We start from the raw sequence: 19,851 nt of genomic DNA, 5'->3' as shown, positions 1-19,851 counted from the left end.
TCAGCGCACGAGCGCCACGCTCCGCACCGTGTCGGCGACCGTGCGGAGGAGCATGCGCACGATCCCCTCGCCGAGGGGCAGCGTGAACGCGACGTCGCTCTCGCGCTGCGCGACCTGCATCGGAGGGACCGAGCCGTAGCCGAAGCCCCACGAGGAGAGCAGGGTCGCGATCCTGGCGATCTGCTCGAGGTTGCGGAGCGCGACGGCGCCGTTCGCCGCGCTCTGCGGGTCCGTGTACGTGAGGGCGCCGGCGAAGTTGACCCCGGGCGGCTGGAAGTTGCCGATGACGCGCACGTACTGGAGCCCCGCGAGGAAGGGGAACTGCCCCGCCGCGGACGCGACCGCCGCCTGGCTCGAGAGATCGCCGGCCACGGCGAACGACGCGCCCTTGGTCCCGAGCAGCTCGACCATCCACGAAGGCACGGAGCGCGTCAGCTTGCCGGAGCGGAGCCGATCGAGGGCCCGCCGCATCCCGGTCTCGTTGCCGGTGAGGATCGTGTGCGGCGTGAGCACGACGAAGCCGACGTTGCCGGCCGTGAAGAGATCGTTGTCCGCGTAGCGCGTCTTCACGAGCGGCGCGCCGATCACGGTGATCGACCTGGCGTCGGCGGAGCGGCGGATCGCGTCGACGTCGAAGTTGCCCTGCATCACGGCGCAGAAATCCGCGCCCTGCATGGCATAGAGACCGCCGTAGACCTTCACGATATCGCGCGACGGGACGAAGTTCGACTCGGGGCCCAGCGGGAGCAGGCTCGTGACGATCTGGTTGACCTCGCCTCCCAGGCCGGACGTGAACATGGCCGCCGCGTCGAGGTACCCGAGCATCACCGCGCCGCTAGGAAGGACCGCCAGCGGGTCGCGATCGATCGCCGTCGCGTCGATCTTCTCTCCGCCGACCAGCGCGAGGCTGTCGTCGGCGCCGCCGCAGCCGCCGAGCGCCTGGAGGGCGAGCGCCGCGATCGCGATCGCGCCCGCCGCGCGGCGCAGGGCGGCAGCGCCTCGGGAATGGAACAGCGTCCGCACCATCGCGCTCGTCATCAAGCTCGCTCGTGCGGGGGGTCGGGGCGCTCCAGCGGGAAGGAGCCGATGATCTTCAGCATCTTCGTCTCTCGCTTCACGCCCTCGAGCGCCGCGACGAGCGCCCGATCGGTCGTGTGTCCGCTGACCTCCACGTAGAACACGTAGTCCCAGCCCTCGCCGGGGACGGGGCGGGAGTGGACCCGCCGGAGGTTGCAGCTGCGCTCCTTGAAGTGCTGGAGGATGTCGTGGAGCGCGCCGGGCCGATCGTGGACGCTGAAGAGGACCGCCGTGGCGTCGTGGCCCGAGCGCGGCGACGGGAGCCGGGACAGCACCGCGTAGCGGATCCGGAGCTCCCCCTCGTCGCCGACGTTCTCGCGGGCGACCCTGAGCTCCTGCCCGCCCGCGAAGCCGCGGGGGACGATGGCGGCGCTGCCCTCGTTCTCCGCCGCGAGATCCCAGGCGGCCTGCGGGCCCCGCACATCGAGCACCAGCGCGCGCGGGTGCTGGAGCTCGAGGTAGTTCACGCAGGCCACGTGGTCCTGAGGCGAGGAGTACACCCGCTCGACGTCGGCGAGGTTGCCCGTCCGGTTCACGAGGTCGAGCGCCTGCACCAGCTGGCGCTCGCCGACCACCTTGAGATCGGCGCCGCCGATCGCCTGGATCGTCGGGAAGATCGGCCCTTCCTTGAGCGACTCGTACGGGACCACCGCGAAGTCAGCGCGCGAGCGCGCGACCTCCTCGATGGCGGCGAGGGGGCTGTCGGCGCGGACGAACTCGCCTCCGAGCCCGAAGTGATCGTGCGCCGCGGTCCAGCCATAGTCGCCCTCGGCCCCCAGGTACGCCACCCGGGGCGCGACCTCGAACGCGCGCGAGGCCGCGTCGATGGCGACGAAGATCGGCCGCACCGCGCGCTGCGGGAACGGCGGCGTCACGGCGCGCTCGAGCGCCTGCATGTGGGCGGCGTCGGCCGTGGGGGCGAACCGGGCCGTGCCCGTCCTCAGCTTGGCAAGCTCGTGCGCGATGCGAGCCCGCCGCTCGATGCTGCGAAGGATTTCTTGATCCAGCTCCGTGAGCTGCCGGCGGAGCTCCTCAAGTCGCTTTCTCTCATCCATCCAGGGCACCCTAGCACCGCGCCCGGCGCCGGTGGGCACGACGCACTGCCGGCGCACCACGACGGCGCCACTGCGCGCTGCGCCGCGCTGGCCACACCCCCGTCGCTGCTCGCCGAGCTGGCGTCAGGCCGCCGCGGAGGAGGAGGCGGGCGACGCGCTGGAGTCGCTCTTGGTGCTGCCGCTCGCCGGCGAGGCGCTGCTCGACCCGGAGTCCGAGCTCGCCCCTTCCGACCCTGAGGAGCTGCCCGACCCGCCGTCCGACTTCGCGGGCGGCTTGTTCGACCCCGAGGCGTAGAGGTCGGAGTACCAGCCGCTGCCCTTGAGGATGAAGCCCGTGCCGCGCGAGATCTGCCGCCGGGCTGTCGCGTTGAGGCACGACGGGCACTCGGTGAGCGCGGCCTCCTTGATGGACTGCTCGGCCTCCCATTCATGCGCGCAAGATGTGCAGGCGTACTCGTAAGTGGGCATGACGTTTCTACTCCTCGGAACAACCGGAGGAGTATGGCCACGTTAGCCACCTGTCAAGGCGGCTGCCAAAGCACCCCTTGCGCTTCGGACATCGCTGCACCAGCGGGATGCGCAAGACCTGGTCCTCGGTGCGCGTGAGGAGCCAGGATTCCGCTCTTGCCGCGCGGCGCCAGCCCACGTAGACCCCGAGACGCCAGTTGTGACGGTACGTGGCGTGCTGTGACGATACGTTTAAGCCCGCCCGGCCGGTCCCGGGGACGTCATGCGCATTCGTAAGCTCGAGATCAGCGGGTTCAAATCGTTCGTCGACCGGACGGTGGTCCATTTCGACACGGACGTGGTGGGCATCGTCGGTCCCAACGGCTGCGGCAAGTCGAACATCGTCGACGCCATCCGGTGGGCGATCGGGGAGCAGAGCGCGAAGCACCTGCGCGGCAAGTCGATGTCGGACGTCATCTTCAACGGCTCCGAGACCCGCGCCCAGCACGGGATGGCCGAGGTGACGCTCACCTTCGACAACAGCGAGCCGACGGCGGCGTCGCAGCTGCCGCTGGAGTACCGCGACTACGCGGAGATCGCGGTGACGCGCCGGCTCTTCCGCGACGGGACGAGCGAGTACCTCATCAACAAGACCCAGGTCCGGCTCAAGGACGTGACCGACCTCTTCCTCGGCACCGGCGTCGGCACGAAGGCCTACTCCATCGTCGAGCAGGGAAAGATCGGGCTCATCGTCTCGGCGCGCCCCGAGGACCGGCGGATGCTCATCGAGGAGGCCGCCGGCATCACGAAGTACAAGGCCAGGAAGAAGCAGGCCGAGCAGAAGATGGACCAGACGCGGCAGAACCTGCTCCGCGTGGGGGACATCGTCTCCGAGATCCAGCGGAACCTCGCGTCCCTGAAGCGCCAGGCGGCCAAGGCCGAGCGGTACGTCAACTACCGCAAGGAGCTGGAGGACCTCGTGCTCCACGAGGCGTCGCACAAGCTCCTCGAGATCACGGTGCTCACGCAGCACGAGTCGCTCGGCAGGGCCGCGCACGCGGAGCGCGAACAGGCGTCGCGCACGGCGCTCTCGGCGCGCGAGGCCGAGATCGAGGTCACCCGGCTCGAGGCCCTCGCCTGCGAGGAGCGGGCCGAGCGCGCGCAGAACGAGGCGTTCGCGGCCGACAACCAGGTGCGCACCCACGAGGCGGAGATCGCGCGGGCGCGCGACCGCCTGCGGCACCTCGAGGAGCGGCTCGTCACCGCGGCCAAGGAGCAGGGAGAGCTCGAGAAGACGGTCGAGGAGCTCACCACCGAGAAGGCGCAGCTCGAGGCGCAGCTCGCCGGCGTCGACGAGGAAGAGGCGCGGGAGAGCGAGCTCGCGCTCGAGCAGCACGAGCGGCTCGAGGAGCTGCGCCACGGAGAGCGGACCGCGGAGCACGAGGTCGCCGCCCTGCGCCGGCGGGCCGCCGAGGCCACCGCGGCGGTCGCGGCCGCCGAGGCGTCGCTCGCCGGCTTCGATCGGCGCATGGCGGAGATGAGCCAGCGGCGGGCGAAGCTCGAGGACGAGCTCGGGCGGCTGATGTACGAGTCGGAGGAGCTCGAGCGGCGGCGCTCGTCGCTGACGCGCAACGTGGCGGAGCTCGCGGACGGGAAGCGGATCTCGGCGGAGGAGCGGTCGCGGCTCGACGTCGAGATGAAGGCGCTGCGCGAGCAGGCGGTCTCGAGCGACCGCGCCGTGGAGCACGCCAAGAACGAGCTCGGGCAGCGGCGCAACCGGCTCCGCGCGCTCGAGGAGCTGCACGCGCGGCTGGAGGGCGTCGGCGCCGGGGTGAAGAACCTCCTCAAGACCAAGGACCCGGCGCTGCTCGGGCTCGTGGCCGACCGGATCGAGGCGCCGGCCGAGCTGACCGCGGCCTTCGCGGGGCTGCTCGGGGACCGGCTGCAGTGCGCGGTCGTGAGCGACGTCGAGCACGGGATCGCGCTGCTCGCGGATCTGTCGAAGAACAACCGCGGGCGGGCGAGCGTGATCGCGGCGCGGCCCTCGTTCGTGGCCGGCGCGGCGCGGCGGCCGCCGCGCGGGGAGGGCGTGCTCGGGCCGCTCGTGGACCGGCTCGTCTTCGCCCCCGAGGACGAGGCGCTGGCGCGCGCGCTCGTGGGGGACGCGGTGGTCGTCGCCTCCGCCGAGGTCGCGGCGCGGCTCGCGGCGGAGGGCGCGGGGTGCACGCTCGTGACGCTCGACGGCACCGTCCTCCGCGAGGACGGCGTGGTGAGCGGCGGCTCGGGCGACGCGGTCGCGGCCGGCATGATCGAGCAGAAGCGGGAGATGCGCGCGCTGCACGAGTTCGTCGCGACCAAGTCGGAGGAGGTGACGGCCCTGCTCGACGCGCAGCAGAAGCTCCGCCTGCGCATCACCGAGGTGGGGACGGCGCTGGAGCGGGCGCGGAGCGAGGCGCACGAGGGAGAGCTCGCGCTCGTGACGGCCGAGAAGGATCTCCGCCGCGCGGAGGAGCAGCTCGCCGCGGCGCAGAAGCGCGAGGGCGTGGTGCGCTCCGAGCTCGAGGACCTCGCCGACAACCTCGACGCCGGCGGGAGCGAGCAGCAAGCGGCGCGCGACAAGCTCGAGGCGGGGCGAGCGGCGCGCGAGGCGTCGGCGGCCGGCCTCGAGCACGCCGAGCAGGTCGCGGCCGAGTGGCGCGAGCGGGTGCTCGGGCAGCAGTCGGTCGTGACCGAGCGCAAGGTGAAGCTCGCGCGCGTGCGCGAGCGCGCCGCGGCGGCGCGGGGCACGGTCGAGCGGCTCACGCGGTCGTGCAACGAGCTCCGGGGCCGGATCGCCCGGCTCGACCAGGAGCGGACGGAGAGCGCCGTGGGCGCGGGGAAGGCCGCGGCGACGATCATGATCGCGCGGGAGGCGCTGGTCCGCGCCGTCGCCGAGGCGCACGCGGCGCAGGCCGCGCTGACCGAGGCGCGGCGCTCGCTGGACGAGGCGCGGCAGGCGCACGGGGTGCGCGAGGCCGACCTGCGCGGGCTGCGCCAGGAGCTGGCCGAGGTGTCGGAGCGGCTCCGCAAGCACGAGCTCGCGCTGGAGCGGCTGCGGGTCGAGCACGACCACCTCATCGAGGGGGTGCGCGAGCGCTTCCGCGGGCTGGAGCTCGCCCGCGTGGTCGGCGACTACCACAAGCGGCCGCCCGCCGACGCCTCGCACCGCGCGCGCATCCAGGAGCTGACGGAGCTGCTCGACCGCATGGGCCCCGTCAACCTCGACGCCGTGCGCGAGCACGCCGAAGCCGAGGAGCGGTACACGTACTACTCGGGCCAGAAGGCCGATCTCGAGAAGGCGCTCGACGACCTCGAGAAGGCGATCGCCCAGATGAACCGCGAGTCGAAGCGGCTCTTCAAGACGACGTACGACGGCATCAACGCGCGCTTCAAGACGCTGTTCCCCAAGATGTTCCGCGGAGGGCAGGCGGAGCTCAGGCTGACGAACCCCGACGACATGCTGGAGACGGGGATCGAGATCCTCGCGCAGCCGCCGGGCAAGAAGCTCGGGAACATCGAGCTCATGAGCGGCGGCGAGAAGGCGCTCACCGCGGTGTCGCTCATCTTCGCGATCTTCCAGTTCAAGCCGTCGCCGTTCTGCATCCTCGACGAGGTCGACGCGCCGCTCGATGAGGCGAACGTGGCCCGCTACAACGAGGCGATCCGGAGCATGACGAGCCACTCGCAGTTCATCCTCATCACGCACATCAAGCGCACGATGCAGTCGGTCGACGTGCTCTACGGCGTGACGATGCAGGAGCCCGGCGTGTCGAAGCTCGTCAGCGTGAGGATCAACGAGACGGCGAAGCGCCCGGAGCGCGAGGCGGCGCCGGCGGCGGCGGTGGCGTGAGCGCGGACGGGGCGGCCGCGCAGCGCCTGTCGCGCGGCGCCTCGGGGCTCCGGCACCTCCGCTGGGCCCGCGAGGTGCTGGCGACGCTCGAGGCCCACGTCGAGCACAACACCGCGCTCTCCGGCGCCGATCACGAGGCGCTCCAGGGCGAGGCGAGCGCGCTCGCGGCGGCGGTGCAGGCGCTCAGCGGGGCGGTGAAGCGGTACCGGGATTTCCTCGAGCGAACGCGGGTCCGCTACCGCGGGCGCGTGCGCGTCGCGGAGTACCTGGTCCGAGAATCCAACGCGGGCGAGGCGGGCAGCACGGCGCACGCGCACCTTGGTGCGGCGCGCGCGCACCTCGAGGAGGCGCTTGTGGAGCTCACCTGGATGGAACAGGCGCAGCGCCAGCCGCTCAAGGCAGCGCTCTCGGCCGAGATCGATCGGCTGCGCGAGGCGATGGCGCGGATGGATGCACACCTCGCGGGGCGGCTCTCCGGGAAGTTCGTCGAGAGCCTGTACCCACCGCTCACGGACGGCGCGACGAGGGTCGCCGACGACGGCGATCCGGACGACGACGCGACGTCCAGCCCTCGATAGCCGCGCGAAGCGGGCGAGCCGGCCGGCTGGCGCGCGGCTCGAAGGAGACCGGCGGCGCGGCGAGGCGCCTGGCAGGCGCAGCGGAACGGATCACCATGCCTGCACGCCGGGATGGAGATGCGGTAAAGGATCTTCGAAGGACCCCTGAAACGGGTCTTCGAAGGACAGCTGAGAGGACGTCGATGGGCTGCGCGGAGCCGGCCGCCATCCTGCTCCTCCGCGGGCGCGCCGCGGCGAGCGAGCGATTCGAAGCGCTGATCCGACGCCACGTGCCGGACGTCGGCGTCACCTCCGATCCCGCGCGCGCCCTGGAGCGGTGCCTGGGCGAGGCGCCGCCAGTGCTCGCCGTCGACTGGAGCGAGCCCACCAGCGCCGCCGCGTTCTGCGGCCGCGTGCGGGCGCAGCCCGGCGGCGATGCGGTGTTCGTCCTCGCGATCACCGAGCGCGACGGGGACGTCGACGGCATCCTCGCGGCCGGCGCGAGCGATTTCCTGCTCGCGGGCGGCGACGGCGCGGGCCCCCGGGCGCGGCTCTCCGTCGTCCGCGAGCGCGCCGCGCGCGACGCCGCCTCGCGCCAGGCGCTCGCGCAGACGCAGGCCCGCCTCGTCGGCGCCGGCCGCATGGCGAGCGTCGGCACGCTGGCCGCCGGCGTCGCTCACGAGATCAACAACCCCCTCGCGTTCGTCATCACGAACGTCGACGCGGCCATCCGGCGCATCGGCTCGCTCGATCGCCGGAATAGCGCCGCGCGCGGCGGCCCCTGGGCGCGCTCTCACGGCGACGGCCGCGCCCCATCGAGCGAGCTCTCCGACGTGCTGAGCCTGCTGGAGGACGCGCGCGAGGGCGCCGAGCGGGTGCGGCTCATCGTGCGCGATCTCCACCGCTTCTCGCGCGCCGAGGAGGACCGCCGCGGGCTGGTCGACCCCCGGCGGGTGCTCGACTCCTGCGTCCACATGGCGATGAACGAGATCCGGCACCGCGCCCGCGTCGTCCGGAGCTTCCAGGAGGTGCCGCCCGTCCAGGCGAACGAGCCGCGGCTCGCGCAGGTCTTCCTGAACCTCATCGTGAACGCCGCGCAGGCCATCCCCGAGGGGCTCGCCGAGCAGAACGAGATCGAGCTCTCGACGCGCTGTGGCGCCGAGGGGTCGGTCGTCGTCGAGGTGCGCGACACGGGCGCCGGGATCGCGCCCGAGTCGCTCGAGCGGATCTTCGAGCCGTTCTACACGAGCAAGGGAGCTGGCGAAGGGCTCGGGTTGGGGCTCGCGATCTGCCACTCCATCGTCACGGCGCTGGGGGGTCGGATCGAGGTGGACAGCCGCCCCGGCAAGGGGAGCACGTTCCGCCTCGTCCTCCCCGCCGCCGCGGCCAGCGAGGCGCACGCCTCCGCCGCGCCCGGCTCGTGCGCGTCGAGGTGGCCGCGCGAGGACGGCAGCCTCGACGCGCTCGCGCCGGAGGCGGCGCAGCGGCAGCGGGTCCTCATCATCGACGATGAGCCGCTGCTCACGCGGGCGATCGCGGGGACGCTCGAGCCACGGCACGAGACGACCGCGACCGCGAGCGCGCGCGACGCGCTCAGCCGGATCCGCGCCGGAGAGCGCTACGACGCCATCCTGTGCGACCTCATGATGCCCGATATGACAGGAATGGATTTCTACACCTCGCTCGGCGAGCACGCGCCCGAGCAGCAGCGCCGTGTCGTGTTCCTGACCGGCGGCGCCTTCACGGAGCGCAGCAAGGCGTTCCTGCAGCAGGTCAACGCCCGGCTGCTCCTGAAGCCGTTCGACGCGGCGACGTTGCTCTCGCTGGTCGACGAGGTCGTCGCCGCCCGCTGACGAGCGCGCTCGCGCCGACGAGGTCGTCGCCGCCGCCCTGACGAGCGCGCGTGCTCTCCTCACGCGCCGCCGATCGCCCCCCCGCTCCGGGAGCGCGGCGTCGGCGCGCCCTCACCGGTAGTCGCGCGATTTGAGCGCGATCTCCTCGCCGCTGGGCAGCTCCAGCCGATCGAGCTCGCGCGCGAGCACATGGACGACCTCACCCTGCCGCTCGATCCGCCCGGCGACGAGCAAGAGCGCCGCGTTCCTCGCCACGTGCTCGTACTCCGCGAAGACCTGCCGCTGGACGATGACGTTGACCACGCCGGTCTCGTCCTCGAGCGTCATGAACGTCACGCCGCTCGCGGTCGCCGGCCGCTGGCGTCCGACCACCATCCCGGCGACCCGCACGCTCTCCCCGTCGCGCGCGGCCTTGATCTCCTCGGCGGTCCGCACGCGCCCGGCCCCGCGCCGCCGCTTGAGCGCCCGCCGCACGTGCCGCATCGGGTGGTCGTGCAGCGACAGACCCACGCGCCCGTAGTCCAGCGCGAGCTGCTCCAGCGGCCTGAGCGGAGGGAGCCCGACGTCCCGGTCCTGCTCGATCGGAACGCCCTCGAACAACCCGTCCACGCGGGGGGCGCGCGCGCGCCAGAGCGCCTCTCTCCGGGCAGGCACCAGCGCGGCGAGCGCGCCCGCTTCTGCGAGCGCCTCCACCTCGTTCTTCTTCAGCTCCGTGCGCCTCACGAGATCCGGGAGGCTCGTGAACGGCGCCTCCTCGCGCGCCGCCACGATCGCCGCCGCGGCCGCCTCGCCGAGCCCCTTCACGAGCCGCATGCCGAGCCGCAGCGCCAGGCCCGCCGAGGGCTCGGCGGAAGGCTCCAGGGTCGCGTCCCACGCGCTCTGCACCACGCACACAGGCCGCACCTCCACGCCGTGCCGCTGCGCGTCCTGCACCAGCGCCGACGGGCTGTAGAACCCCATCGGCTGCGCGTTGAGCAGCGCGCAGGTGAACGCCGCCTGGTGGTGGACCTTGAGCCAGGCCGACGCGTACACGAGGAGCGCGAAGCTCGCCGCGTGCGACTCCGGGAAGCCGTACTCCCCGAAGCCCTGGATCTGCTGGTAGAGCATCTCCCCGAACTTCGCCGAGATCCCCTGCTCGGCGAAGCCCTGGATGAGCCGCCCGCGGTGCCGCTCCAGGCGCCCGTGCTTCTTCCACGCCGCCATGTCGCGGCGCAGCTGGTCGGCCTCGCCCGGCGTGTAGCCCGCGCCGACCATCGCGATCTGCATCACCTGCTCCTGGAAGAGCGGAACGCCGAGCGTGCGCTCCAGGATGGGATCCAGGCACGGGTGCGGGGACACCGGCGGCTCCTGCCCCGTCCGCCGGCGCAGGTAGGGGTGCACCATCCCGCCCTGGATGGGCCCGGGGCGCACGATCGCCACCTCGATCACCAGGTCGTAGAACTTGTTCGGCTTCAGCCGCGGGAGCATCGCCATCTGCGCGCGGCTCTCGATCTGGAACACCCCCACCGTGTCGGCCCGGCCGATCGCCTCGTAGACAGCCGGGTCCTCCGGCGGGATCTGCGCGAGCGCCGCGATCGGATCGAACGCGGCGCCTCGGCCCGCATGGAACGAGACCCCCGCGGGCGCGGGGTCCCGCGCCGTGTGGACCAAGGGACCCGTGAGCCCGGCGTACCGGTCCGAGTGAATCAAGCCGAGCGCCTTGCGGATCGCCGTCAGCATGCCGAGCGCCAGGACGTCGATCTTGAAGAAGCCGAGATCGTCGAGATCGTCCTTGTCCCACGGGATCACCGTGCGGCCCTCCATCCGCGCAGGCTCGACCGGGGCCACCTTGTGCAGCGGCTCGGACGACAGCACGAAGCCGCCCACGTGGATCGAGAGGTGGCGCGGGAAGCCCTCGAGCGCGCTCGCCATCATGACGGCTTGCCGGACGCGCACGTCATCCGGATCGAGGCCCGCCTCGCTGACCCGCTGCTCGGTGATGTCCGCCTCGTGGTGATGCACGAGGCCGCTCAGCCGATCGACCTGATCCGCCGAGAAGCCGAACGCCTTGCCCACCTCGCGGAGCGCGCTCTTGCCGCGGTAGGCGATCACCTCCGAGACCATCGCCGCCCGGTCGCGCCCGTACATCTCGTAGATCGCCTGGATCACCTCCTCCCGGCGCTCGTGCTCGAAATCGACGTCGATGTCCGGGGGCTCGTGGCGCTCCTCCGACAGGAAGCGCTCGAAGAGCAGGCTCGACCGGGCCGGATCCACCGCCGTCACGCCGAGCACGAAGCACACCGCGCTGTTGGCCGCGCTCCCGCGGCCCTGGCAGAGGATCTGCCGCGCGCGCGCGATCTTCACGACCTGCTGCACGCTGAGGAAATAGGGCGCCACGCCGAGCTTCGCGATCAAGGCGAGCTCCTTCTCGATCTGCGCGCGCACCGGAGGCGGCGCCCCCTCCGGGTAACGGTCGCGGCAGCCCTCCTCGGTGAGGCGGCGCAGCGCCTGATCCGACGTCTCCCCCGGCATGCAGAGGGCGTCGCTCGGGAAGCTGTAGCGGAGCTCGGACAGCGAGAAGCGGCAGCGGGACGCGACCTCCACCGTGCGCGCGACCCAGGCCGGATGATCGCGGAACAGAGCCGCCATCTGCGCGCCGGACCGCACGTACGCCTCCGCGTTCGGCGCGATCCGCGTCCCCGCTTGATCGAGCGTGGTCTTGGTCCGGATGCACGCGAGCACGTCCGCGAGCGGCTTGCGCGACGGGTGATGGTAGAGCGGGCGCGCCGTCGCCACCACGCAGGGGCCGTAGCGGCGCTCCGCCGCGAGGGCCGCCGCGACGCGCTCGCCGTCGCGGCGGTCGAGGTGCTTCCAGGTCGCGACGAGCGCGCGCTCGCCGAACGCGTCGCGCAGCGTGCCGAGGAGCGCGCCGGAGACGCCCGCGGGCACGAGAGGATCGAGCGGCACGATCGCGGAGAGGCCCCGCTGCGCCGCCGCGATCGCCTCCGCCGAGATGCTCGCCATCCCCTTCTCGCACTCGGCGTGCGCGATCGTGAGCAGGCGGCAGAGGTTCGCGTAACCCTCGCTGTCCTCGACCAGGAGGACCACCGACGGCCGGACCTCCGGCGCGCGCTCGGCGCCCCCGCGCGGCGCGCCCAGCGTCAGCTCGGCCCCGACGATCACCCGCTGCTCGACCTTCTTCGCCGCCGTGTGCGCGCGCACGCTGCCGTAGATCCCGTCGCGATCGCAGAGCGCGAGCCCCTCGAGGCCGAGCTCCTTGGCGCGGTGCACGAGCTCCTCGGGGTGCGAGGCGCCCTCCAGGAAAGAGAAGCAGGAGCGGCCGCAGAGCTCCACGAACGGGACCGACGCGCCGGCGCTCACTCGCACCACCCCTGCAGGAAGGCCTCGCCCGTCGCGCGGTCGACGTAGATCCACGCTTCGCCGCAGGAGCTCGCGCTCGCGCCGTCTCGAGGAGGGCGCAGCTCGCCGAGGCGCACCGGGGCGGCCTTGCCGGACGGAGAGCCCGAGACGAGCCAGGCGCGCGCGTAGTCGCGCGACGCCGGCGTGGGCGTCCACCACTCCACCGCGTCGATCCGCATCACGAAGGAGAGCCGCTCGATCGCGTAGAGGTGCCGATCGACGGCCACGATCGCCCCGCGCCCCACCCGGCCGAGCGGGATCGGCTGCGCGAGGAGCCGCGCGGGCTCCAGCGCCGGCGCGTCCGCGCCCCCCGCCTGCTCCGCCGCGCCCCGATCCGCCGCGGCGCGCGCGCGGGCCGCGGCGGACGCGCGCGTCATGGCCGCCTCGCCAGAGGCCGGCACGAGCCGCGAGCGCGCCTCGGGGCGGTGCGCGTCGGCGATCTCCAGGATGCCCACCCGCTCCTGGCCGATCTCCGCCGAGAGCTCGGCCAGGAGCGCCGGCAGGCTGTCGGGATCGGCCGACCGGTCGCGCGACAGATCGAGCTGCACCCGGCGGGCCCGCGCGATGCGCGAGGCGATGACGTGGACCCCCACCGCGGGCGCCGCGAGCTCGATCCGCTCGAGCCTCGCCTTCAGCGGGCGGAGCAGATCGCTTGCGTCCGAGAGGGGCACCGGCATGTCGACGTGGAAGCGCAGCGAAGGGCCGCGCCCGTCGTCTTCCAGTTCCAGGAGCGCCGCGGCGGCGCCGTCGTCCTCGCGCTCGCCGAGGCGGAGCCGCGCGATCGAGCGATCGTAGGCGATCGCCACGTTGAGCCGCCCGCACGCCTCCCCGCGCGCGGCGAGCCGCGACGCGATCCGCGACGTCATGCCGCGCAGCACGAACAGGAGCGACTCGGCGCTCTCGATCGGCTCGTCGAAGAGCACCTCCTCCTCGAGCAGCCGGGGCACCTCGAACGGCAGGAGCGGCACGGGATCGCGGCCGGCGAGGAGCTCCATCACGTCGGCCGTCCGCGGCCCCAGCCGCGCCGCCACCTGCGCCCGCGGCAGGCGCGCGAGATCCTCGACGCGGAGCACGCCGAGCCGGACGAGGAAGCTCGCCACCTCGCGCTCGACCGGGAGCGCCTGCACCGGCAAGGGCCCGATCGCCTGCGCCCCCTTGCCCGGCGGCGCGATCGGGGCCTCCGCCCCTCCCCCGCCGTCCGCGTGCGCGCCGAAGCGCGCGAGCGCCTGCGCGAGCCGCGGCCCGTCGGCGATCGCGAGCCGCGCCCGGTGGCCGAGCGCCGCCACGCGCTCGCCGAGCTCGCCGAGCAGCGCCTCCTCGCCGCCGACGAGGTGCGACGCCCCGGTGATGTCGAGCCACACCGTGTCGTACGGGCCGTCGCCCCAGGGGCTCCGCGCCTCGCTCGCGGCGCGCTCGGGAGCGCGGCTCGCCCGCGCCGCGCCGGCGCGCGGGGCGCCCTGCTCGCCGAGCTGGATCGCCGCCGTCGCCCCGAGCCCGAGCGCCACCTCGGCGACCCGGCCGAGCGCCGCGTCGATCTCGGCGAACGTCACCCGGTGGATCGCGAGGTGGGCGACCAGCGCCGCCGCCTCGACGACCTTCTGCCCCGGCCTCACCCCGTACCGCCTCGCCTCGTCGTCGACCACGTCGATCACCGCCGCCGGCGCCTGCGGCTCGCGCTCGGGCCGCGGCGCGAGCGCCGCGCGGCGGTCCTCCTCGCCCCCGAGGATCACCGCGAGCGGCGCCTTCCCGCTCGGCGAGACCGGCCCGCGCTGCTTCACCAGCTCGCACGCGAGCTGCGGGAGCACGATCGCCACAATGCGCCTCACCGCCATCGCCTCTCTCCTCTCCCTCACGCCCGCGACAGCGCGGGCCGCGGCTCGCCGCCCGCCGTCCGCTCTGCCCTGTCCCCGGGCCGCTCCCCGAGCACCACCGGCGTCGGCGAGGTCACGCGCCCTCGGCGGTCCTTGGCGACGCGGACCATCAGCCGGTTCTCGGCGACCTGCTCGAGCTCCAGCCGCATCGCGACCGGCAAGGGCATCGGCCGCGCCGCCTGGCGATCGGTGAGGAGCAGGATCGTCCCGTCGCTCCCCTCGAGCGCCAGGGCGAGCTTGCGCACCACGTTGACCCAGCGCGCGAGGTCCTCCTCGCGGCGCCCCGCCCCGGGCGCGCTCCGCTCCCCCTTCCCCGCGCCCTGGCCGAAGGCCCCCGGGACCCCGGCCACGTCGATCACGAGCACCGCGAACGCCCGGCTCATCGCCATCCGCACCGCGACCTTCGCGAGCACCTCCGGCGGGGGCCGCACCACGAGCAGCCGGCTCAGATCGACCTGCGCGCGCGCGACCGCCGGCGCGAAGAGCGAGCCGCTCGGGTCGATCCACGCGCACCACGCCCCCGCCGTCGCGCTCGTCCCGCGCAGCCGCGCCTCCGCTTGCGCCGACGCGCACGCGGAGAGGGCGAGCGAGGTGGAGCGCCCCAGCCCCCGCGGCGCGGCGAGCTCCACCACCCCCCCGCGCGGCAGCCCCCCTTCCGGGAGCGCGTCGTTGATTTCCCGCAGCCCGAGCGGGAGCGTCTTGGCGCGCGCTTCGAACTCGGGGAGGGTATGGCGCAGGAGGTCCCGGGCAAGCGGAGCGGCAAGAGCGGCGGACGACATACTGAACACGATAACAGTGCCCCCGCGAGCCTGCCAACTTTGCAGGACGAACAACGTCCTACCCGCGCCCGGCGCGTTCTCCTTTTGTCCTTCCAGGGCTGTGGAACGGCCTCTCCGGCAATTTCTGTGCGGATAGGATGGCAAGACGACGGGGATGAAGCGAATGCCGTCACGGACTCTTCAATAAGTCCGACCGGGGCAGGTCGACCTCATGGCCGGCGACGACGAGCGCTCCTGCCAGCGGCCTCGCCGCGCACGCGGCGGGCCCGACGCGTCAATGCGGCGGAGCTGCCGCTCCGGGGACGCCCCCGATGTAGCGTGAGCTCGGGCGAATGAGCCGCCCCGCGCGCCGTTGCTCGTCGATGTGCGCGCACCAGCCCGCGACCCTGCCCACCGCGAAGGTCGGCGCGAAGAGCGCGCGTGGCAGCCCGAGCGCGTCGAGCAGCACCGCCGTGTAGAACTCGACGTTCGCGCGCAGCGGGCGATCCGGGTGCCGCGCGCGGAGCGCGGCCTCGGCCGCCCGCTCGACCTCACGCGCCAGCGCGAGCCGTGCGCTCCGCGCGCCGCCTGCCGTCCGCCCGAGCCGCTCGATCGCCCGCTCGAGCACCGCCGCCCGCGGATCCCTCACCCGGTAGATCCGGTGGCCCATGCCCATGATCCGCCGGCCCGCCGCGAGCTCGGCCTGGATCCAGCGCTCGGCGCAGCCCGGGGGCGGCGCGCCGCCCTCGCCCGCCTTCGCCGCGACCGCGTCCAGCATGTCGAGGACCGGCCCGGGCGCGCCGCCGTGGAGCGGCCCCTTCAGCGCGCCGATCGCCGCGACCACCGCCGAGATCGCGTCCGACCCCGTCGAGGTGACCACGCGCGCGGTGAAGGTGGACGCGTTCATGCCGTGATCCGAGACCGTCACGAGGTACGTGTCGAGCTCGCGCGCCTCGGCCTCGCTCGCCGCGGCCCCCCGCGCCATGCGCAGGTAGTCGGCCGAGAGCCGGAGCGCCGGATCGGGCGCGACCGGCGCCTCCCCCGCGCAGCGCCGCGCCCACGCCGCCGCGAACGTCGCGACCGCCCCGGCGATCGCCGCGGGCGGGACGTCGCCCGAGAGGTGCGCGACCGCGGCGCGGAGCGCATCCATCCCGTCGCCCGCCTGGAGCGCGTCCCCGAGCCGCCCGAGCAGCGCGAAGGCCCTCGTCCGCCCCTCGGCGATCGCTCGCCGGAGCGACTCCCGCTCCGCCGCCCCGGGCAGCGCGCTGCCCCAGAGCAGCCCGCACGCGTCCTCGAAGGTCACCCCGCCGCCGCCGGCGAGCTCCTCGACGTCGTGGCCCGCGAGGGTGAGCCTCCCCCGCTCTCCGTCCACCTCCGAGAGCCGCGTCTCCGCCACCACCACGCCCTCCAGGCCGCTCGCGAGCGGCGCCGCCACATCCCTCATTCCGATCACCTCCGCTGACGACATCTTGGGCACCGCACGAGGTTGATCAACCTTGATTGTACAATCAACCATGCACGGCCTCGAAGCGCGTCGAGGAAGAATCCCGGAGGAAGCCGAGGAGGGCGGTGCTAGGAGGAATGGATGTCGCCGATGTCGCCGATGTCGCCGGCGCGCGCGACGCCGGCGCCTCGTGCATCGGAAGACAGGATGGATGCAACGTTGATGGGCGCTCATGGTGGATCTACCTGACTCGGGGCAGCGCCCCTCGGCGTACGTGACCGGCGCCGAGGCGGCGGAGCTGCTCGGCGTGAAGCGGGAGACGCTCTACGCGTACGCGAGCCGGGGCGTGCTCCGGGGGGTGCCCGGCGGGCGAGGGCGCGCGCGGCTCTACCTCCGAGCGGACATCGAGCGGCTCAAGGCGCGGCACGACGCGCGCGCCGGCCACGGCCCGGTCGCCGCCGAGGCGCTCCGGTGGGGCGAGCCGGTGCTCGAGTCGGCGCTCACCGCGATCGGCCCGCGCGGGCCCGTCTACCGGGGCAAGGAGGCGGTCGCGCTGGCGCTCGACGACGTGCCCTTCGAGGCGGTCGCCGAGCTGCTCTGGACCGGCGAGCTGCCGGCGGAGGGCGCGCCGGCGGCGCGGCCAGGCCGGCTGAGCGTCCGCCCGGCCAAGCTCGCGGCGCTCCTGCCGGAGGGCACGCCGCCGTTCGTCGCGCTCGCGCTCGTGGTGCCCGCGCTCGGCGCGCACGACGCCACCCGCCACGTGGGCGCGCCCTCGGGCGATGGGCGCATCCCCACGGGCGACGCGGAGCGCGCGCGGGCGCGGGCCCTCGTGCGCTCGCTCGCGGCGCTCGTGGGCCTCGGGCGGGACGCGCGCAGGGCGACCGACGCCCTCGAGGCCGACGGGGCGGCGCGGCGGCTGCTCATCGCCCTCGGCGCGAACCCCTCGAAGAAGGCCGAGCGCGCCGTGAACCGCGCGCTCGTGGTCTCGGCCGATCACGAGCTGAACGCCTCGACGTTCGCGGTCCGGGTGGCCGCCTCCACCGGCGCCGACCTCTACGCCTGCGTCAGCGCGGGGCTCGCCGCGCTCTCCGGCCCGAGGCACGGCGGCATGACCGACCGGGTGGAGGCCCTGGTCGCCGAGGCAGGCCGGCCCGAGCGCGCCGCCGCCGCGGTCCACGAGCGGCTGCGCCGCGGCGAGCCCATCGCCGGCGTCGGGCACAGGCTCTACCCCGAGGGCGACCCCCGCGCCCAGCTGCTGCTCGACACAGCCCGCGCGCTCGCCCCGCAGAGCGCGGCCTTGCGCACGGTGCTCGCGCTCGTCGACGCGCTGCGCGACGCCGGCCTCGATCCGCCGTCGCTCGACCTGGGCCTCGTCGCGATCGCGGCCGCGCTCGGCCTGCCGGCCGGCACGGCGGCGGCGCTCTTCGCGGTGGCGCGCGCCGCCGGGTGGATCGCCCACGCCTTCGAGCAGCGGGAAGCGGGGTACATGCTCCGGCCCCGCGCACGGTACACGGGGCCCTGAGCCCCGCGCGCACCCCTAAAAATCGACCTGCATTCCGAGCTCGACCACGCGGTTCGGCGGCAGACCGAAATACGCCGTCGCCGGCCGCGCGTTCCGCGAGATGAAGGCGAACAGCCCCTTGCGCCACCGGGACATCTTCGAGCGCCCGGTCGTCAGCAGCGTCTCCCTGCCGAGGTAGTAGCTCGTCCTCCCGAGATCGATGTCGAGCCCGTGCCGCTTGCACCCCTCGAGCACCGACGGCGCGTTCGGCGTCTGCATGAAGCCGTAACACGCCGTGACCTGGTAGATCCCCTCGCCCCGCGGGATCACCGTCGTGCGCCGCTCCGCCGGCACCTCCGGCACGTTCGTCACCTGGATCGAGAGGAGCACCACCTGCTCGTGCAGCACCTGGTTGTGCTTCACGTGGTGCAGCAGGATCGGCGGCGTGCCCTCCGGGCTCGACGCCATGAAGACCGCCGTCCCGCGCACCCGGTGCGGCTTCACGCGCTTCACGTCCTCGAGGAACATGTCGAGCGGCAAGATCGCCGACTTGATCGCCGCGGCGAGGTGCTTGCGCCCCGTCTTCCAGGTCGTCATCACCGTGAAGATCGCCGCGCCCATCACGATGGGCACCCAGCCCCCGTGGAAGAACTTGGCGCTGTTCGCCGCGAAGAACGCGAGATCGATCACCAGGAAGAGCCCGGCCAGCGGGAGCGATTTCCAGACCGGCCAGCCCCACGTCTCTCGGGTGACCACGTAATAGACCACCGTGGTGATCCCCATCGTCCCCGTGACGGCGATGCCGTAGGCAGCCGCGAGCGCGCTCGAGTTCTTGAAGGTGAGGACCAGCACGATGCACGAGATCAGGAGCCCGCTGTTCACCTCGGGGATGTAGATCTGCCCCGCCTCGTCCTTGGACGTGTGGATCACCGTGACACGCGGGAAATACCCGAGCTGCACCGCCTGCTGGGTGAGCGAGAAGGCCCCCGAGATGAGCGCCTGGGACGCGACGACCGTCGCCGCCGTGGCGATCGCCATCGTGGGATAGAGCGCCCACGACGGGACCAGCGCATAGAACGGGTTCGCCGCCGCGGTGGGGTCCGCGAGGAGCTTGGCGCCCTGGCCGAAATAATTGATGAGCAGCCCGGGCCAGACGATCGTGTACCAGGTGTATTTGATCGGCACGCGGCCGAAATGCCCCATGTCGGCGTACAGCGCCTCGCCGCCCGTGATGCAGAGGACGACCGCGCCGAGGATCAGGAAGCCATGCAGTTGGTTCTCGGCAAAGAAGCTCACCGCGTAGGTCGGTGAGACGGCCCGGAGCACTCCGGGGCTGCGGATGAGCTCCTTGGCCCCGAGCAGCACGAGCGTGACAAACCACACGAGCGTCACCGGCCCGAAGATCGACCCGACCCCGGCCGTGCCGCGCTTCTGCACGAGGAACACGGCGAGCAGCACACCGCAGGTGATGATCGGCACGACGGCAGGGTCCAGCTTCGGGATCGCGACCTCGAGGCCCTCCACGGCGGAGAGCACCGAGATCGCAGGCGTGATCACGCCGTCGCCATAGAGGAGCGCCGCGCCGACGAGGACGAGGAGCACGAGGAGACCGCGGCCCTCGCCTTTGCGATCGCCGCTCGGGACGAGCGCGAGCAGCGCGAGGATGCCGCCCGCGCCCTCGTTGTCGGCCCGCGTGATGAACGTCACGTACTTGACGGTCACCACCATCATCAACGACCAGAACATCAGCGAGAGCACCCCGAGCACGTTCCCGGGCGTCGGAGCGACGTGGTGCGGGCTGCTGGGGCTGAAGCACTCCTTCATCGCGTAGAGCGGGCTCGTCCCGATGTCGCCGTAGACGACCCCGAGCGCCGCCAGCATCAGCGGCCACATCTTCTTCGAGCTCCCCAGGTGGGCGCGCTCGGCCATCGAAGAGGGCGTGGGGCGCTCTGCGGCGGGGACCGGTCGTGGGCTCATCGTCATCGGGGGCGAATCCTACT

At 73.4% G+C, this 19,851-nt stretch carries 12 protein-coding genes; 4 read left to right on the top strand and 8 right to left on the bottom strand.

The genetic code is table 11. The annotated features are described in order from the left end of the window. The 3 genes from WMF27_RS08810 to WMF27_RS08800 all read right to left on the bottom strand — a co-directional run bounded on the left by WMF27_RS08810 (position 1) and on the right by WMF27_RS08800 (position 2,600). Positions 1-1,038 carry a hypothetical protein gene (locus WMF27_RS08810; RefSeq protein WP_437769361.1) on the bottom strand — a complete coding sequence of 346 codons (1,038 nt, stop codon included), beginning with the start codon at positions 1,036-1,038 and terminating at the stop codon, positions 1-3. Next, positions 1,038-2,132 (bottom strand): bifunctional chorismate mutase/prephenate dehydratase, encoded by a 1,095-nt coding sequence (locus WMF27_RS08805; RefSeq protein WP_437769362.1) that lies wholly within the window; start codon positions 2,130-2,132, stop codon positions 1,038-1,040. Before WMF27_RS08805 ends, WMF27_RS08810 begins: the two co-directional genes overlap by 1 nt. A 123-nt stretch (positions 2,133-2,255) precedes the next feature. Continuing rightward, on the bottom strand, positions 2,256-2,600 hold the full coding sequence (locus WMF27_RS08800) for an FmdB family zinc ribbon protein (protein ID WP_437769363.1): 345 nt from the start codon (positions 2,598-2,600) through the stop codon (positions 2,256-2,258). A 262-nt stretch (positions 2,601-2,862) separates the two neighbouring features. On the opposite strand from WMF27_RS08800, the gene smc reads away from it, so the two are divergent. The 3 genes from smc to WMF27_RS08785 all read left to right on the top strand — a co-directional run bounded on the left by smc (position 2,863) and on the right by WMF27_RS08785 (position 8,878). After that, positions 2,863-6,468, top strand: a complete 3,606-nt coding sequence (smc, locus tag WMF27_RS08795; RefSeq protein WP_437769364.1) for a chromosome segregation protein SMC — start codon at positions 2,863-2,865, stop codon at positions 6,466-6,468. Further along, the gene (locus WMF27_RS08790) at positions 6,465-7,046 is read left to right on the top strand and encodes a hypothetical protein (protein WP_437769365.1); all 582 of its coding nucleotides are present in this window, start codon (positions 6,465-6,467) and stop codon (positions 7,044-7,046) included. Before smc ends, WMF27_RS08790 begins: the two co-directional genes overlap by 4 nt. A gap of 182 nt (positions 7,047-7,228) precedes the next feature. Next, a complete protein-coding gene (locus WMF27_RS08785; RefSeq protein ID WP_437769366.1) occupies positions 7,229-8,878 on the top strand; it encodes a hybrid sensor histidine kinase/response regulator in 1,650 nt (549 codons plus the stop codon). A gap of 111 nt (positions 8,879-8,989) precedes the next feature. On the opposite strand, the gene WMF27_RS08780 is transcribed toward WMF27_RS08785, so the two are convergent. From WMF27_RS08780 to WMF27_RS08765, 4 genes are all read right to left on the bottom strand, one after another. Continuing rightward, on the bottom strand, positions 8,990-12,238 hold the full coding sequence (locus WMF27_RS08780; RefSeq protein ID WP_437769367.1) for an error-prone DNA polymerase: 3,249 nt from the start codon (positions 12,236-12,238) through the stop codon (positions 8,990-8,992). Then, positions 12,235-14,109 (bottom strand): DinB/UmuC family translesion DNA polymerase, encoded by a 1,875-nt coding sequence (locus WMF27_RS08775; protein ID WP_437769368.1) that lies wholly within the window; start codon positions 14,107-14,109, stop codon positions 12,235-12,237. Before WMF27_RS08775 ends, WMF27_RS08780 begins: the two co-directional genes overlap by 4 nt. Positions 14,110-14,126: 17 nt before the next feature. Continuing rightward, positions 14,127-14,927 carry a recombinase A gene (locus WMF27_RS08770; RefSeq protein WP_437769369.1) on the bottom strand — a complete coding sequence of 267 codons (801 nt, stop codon included), beginning with the start codon at positions 14,925-14,927 and terminating at the stop codon, positions 14,127-14,129. Positions 14,928-15,201: 274 nt separating this feature from the next. Then, a complete protein-coding gene (locus WMF27_RS08765; protein WP_437769370.1) occupies positions 15,202-16,350 on the bottom strand; it encodes a citrate synthase in 1,149 nt (382 codons plus the stop codon). A 232-nt stretch (positions 16,351-16,582) separates the two neighbouring features. Here WMF27_RS08765 and WMF27_RS08760 point away from each other — a divergent pair, with 232 nt between their 5' ends. Next, entirely contained in the window at positions 16,583-17,872 is a 1,290-nt protein-coding gene (locus WMF27_RS08760) for a citrate synthase family protein (RefSeq protein WP_437769371.1), read from the top strand. Between the two features lie 15 nt (positions 17,873-17,887). On the opposite strand, the gene WMF27_RS08755 is transcribed toward WMF27_RS08760, so the two are convergent. After that, positions 17,888-19,834 (bottom strand): potassium transporter Kup, encoded by a 1,947-nt coding sequence (locus WMF27_RS08755; protein ID WP_437769372.1) that lies wholly within the window; start codon positions 19,832-19,834, stop codon positions 17,888-17,890. Positions 19,835-19,851 lie beyond the last annotated feature (17 nt).

The organism is Sorangium sp. So ce281, assembly GCF_051527395.1.
Taxonomy (GTDB): domain Bacteria; phylum Myxococcota_A; class Polyangia; order Polyangiales; family Polyangiaceae; genus Sorangium; species Sorangium cellulosum_B.
Note: the sequence above shows the minus strand (reverse complement) of the source record. Positions and strands in the feature narration are given on the sequence as shown.

Excerpts from the sequence above, each read along its gene's own strand:
- WMF27_RS08810 (WP_437769361.1), bottom strand. The coding sequence starts at position 1,038 with ATGACGAGCGCGATGGTGCGGACGCTGTTCCATTCCCGAGGCGCTGCC.
- WMF27_RS08805 (WP_437769362.1), bottom strand. The coding sequence starts at position 2,132 with ATGGATGAGAGAAAGCGACTTGAGGAGCTCCGCCGGCAGCTCACGGAG.
- WMF27_RS08800 (WP_437769363.1), bottom strand. The coding sequence starts at position 2,600 with ATGCCCACTTACGAGTACGCCTGCACATCTTGCGCGCATGAATGGGAG.
- smc (WP_437769364.1), top strand. The coding sequence starts at position 2,863 with ATGCGCATTCGTAAGCTCGAGATCAGCGGGTTCAAATCGTTCGTCGAC.
- WMF27_RS08785 (WP_437769366.1), top strand. The coding sequence starts at position 7,229 with ATGGGCTGCGCGGAGCCGGCCGCCATCCTGCTCCTCCGCGGGCGCGCC.
- WMF27_RS08775 (WP_437769368.1), bottom strand. The coding sequence starts at position 14,109 with ATGGCGGTGAGGCGCATTGTGGCGATCGTGCTCCCGCAGCTCGCGTGC.
- WMF27_RS08770 (WP_437769369.1), bottom strand. The coding sequence starts at position 14,927 with ATGTCGTCCGCCGCTCTTGCCGCTCCGCTTGCCCGGGACCTCCTGCGC.
- WMF27_RS08765 (WP_437769370.1), bottom strand. The coding sequence starts at position 16,350 with ATGAGGGATGTGGCGGCGCCGCTCGCGAGCGGCCTGGAGGGCGTGGTG.
- WMF27_RS08760 (WP_437769371.1), top strand. The coding sequence starts at position 16,583 with ATGGTGGATCTACCTGACTCGGGGCAGCGCCCCTCGGCGTACGTGACC.
- WMF27_RS08755 (WP_437769372.1), bottom strand. The coding sequence starts at position 19,834 with ATGACGATGAGCCCACGACCGGTCCCCGCCGCAGAGCGCCCCACGCCC.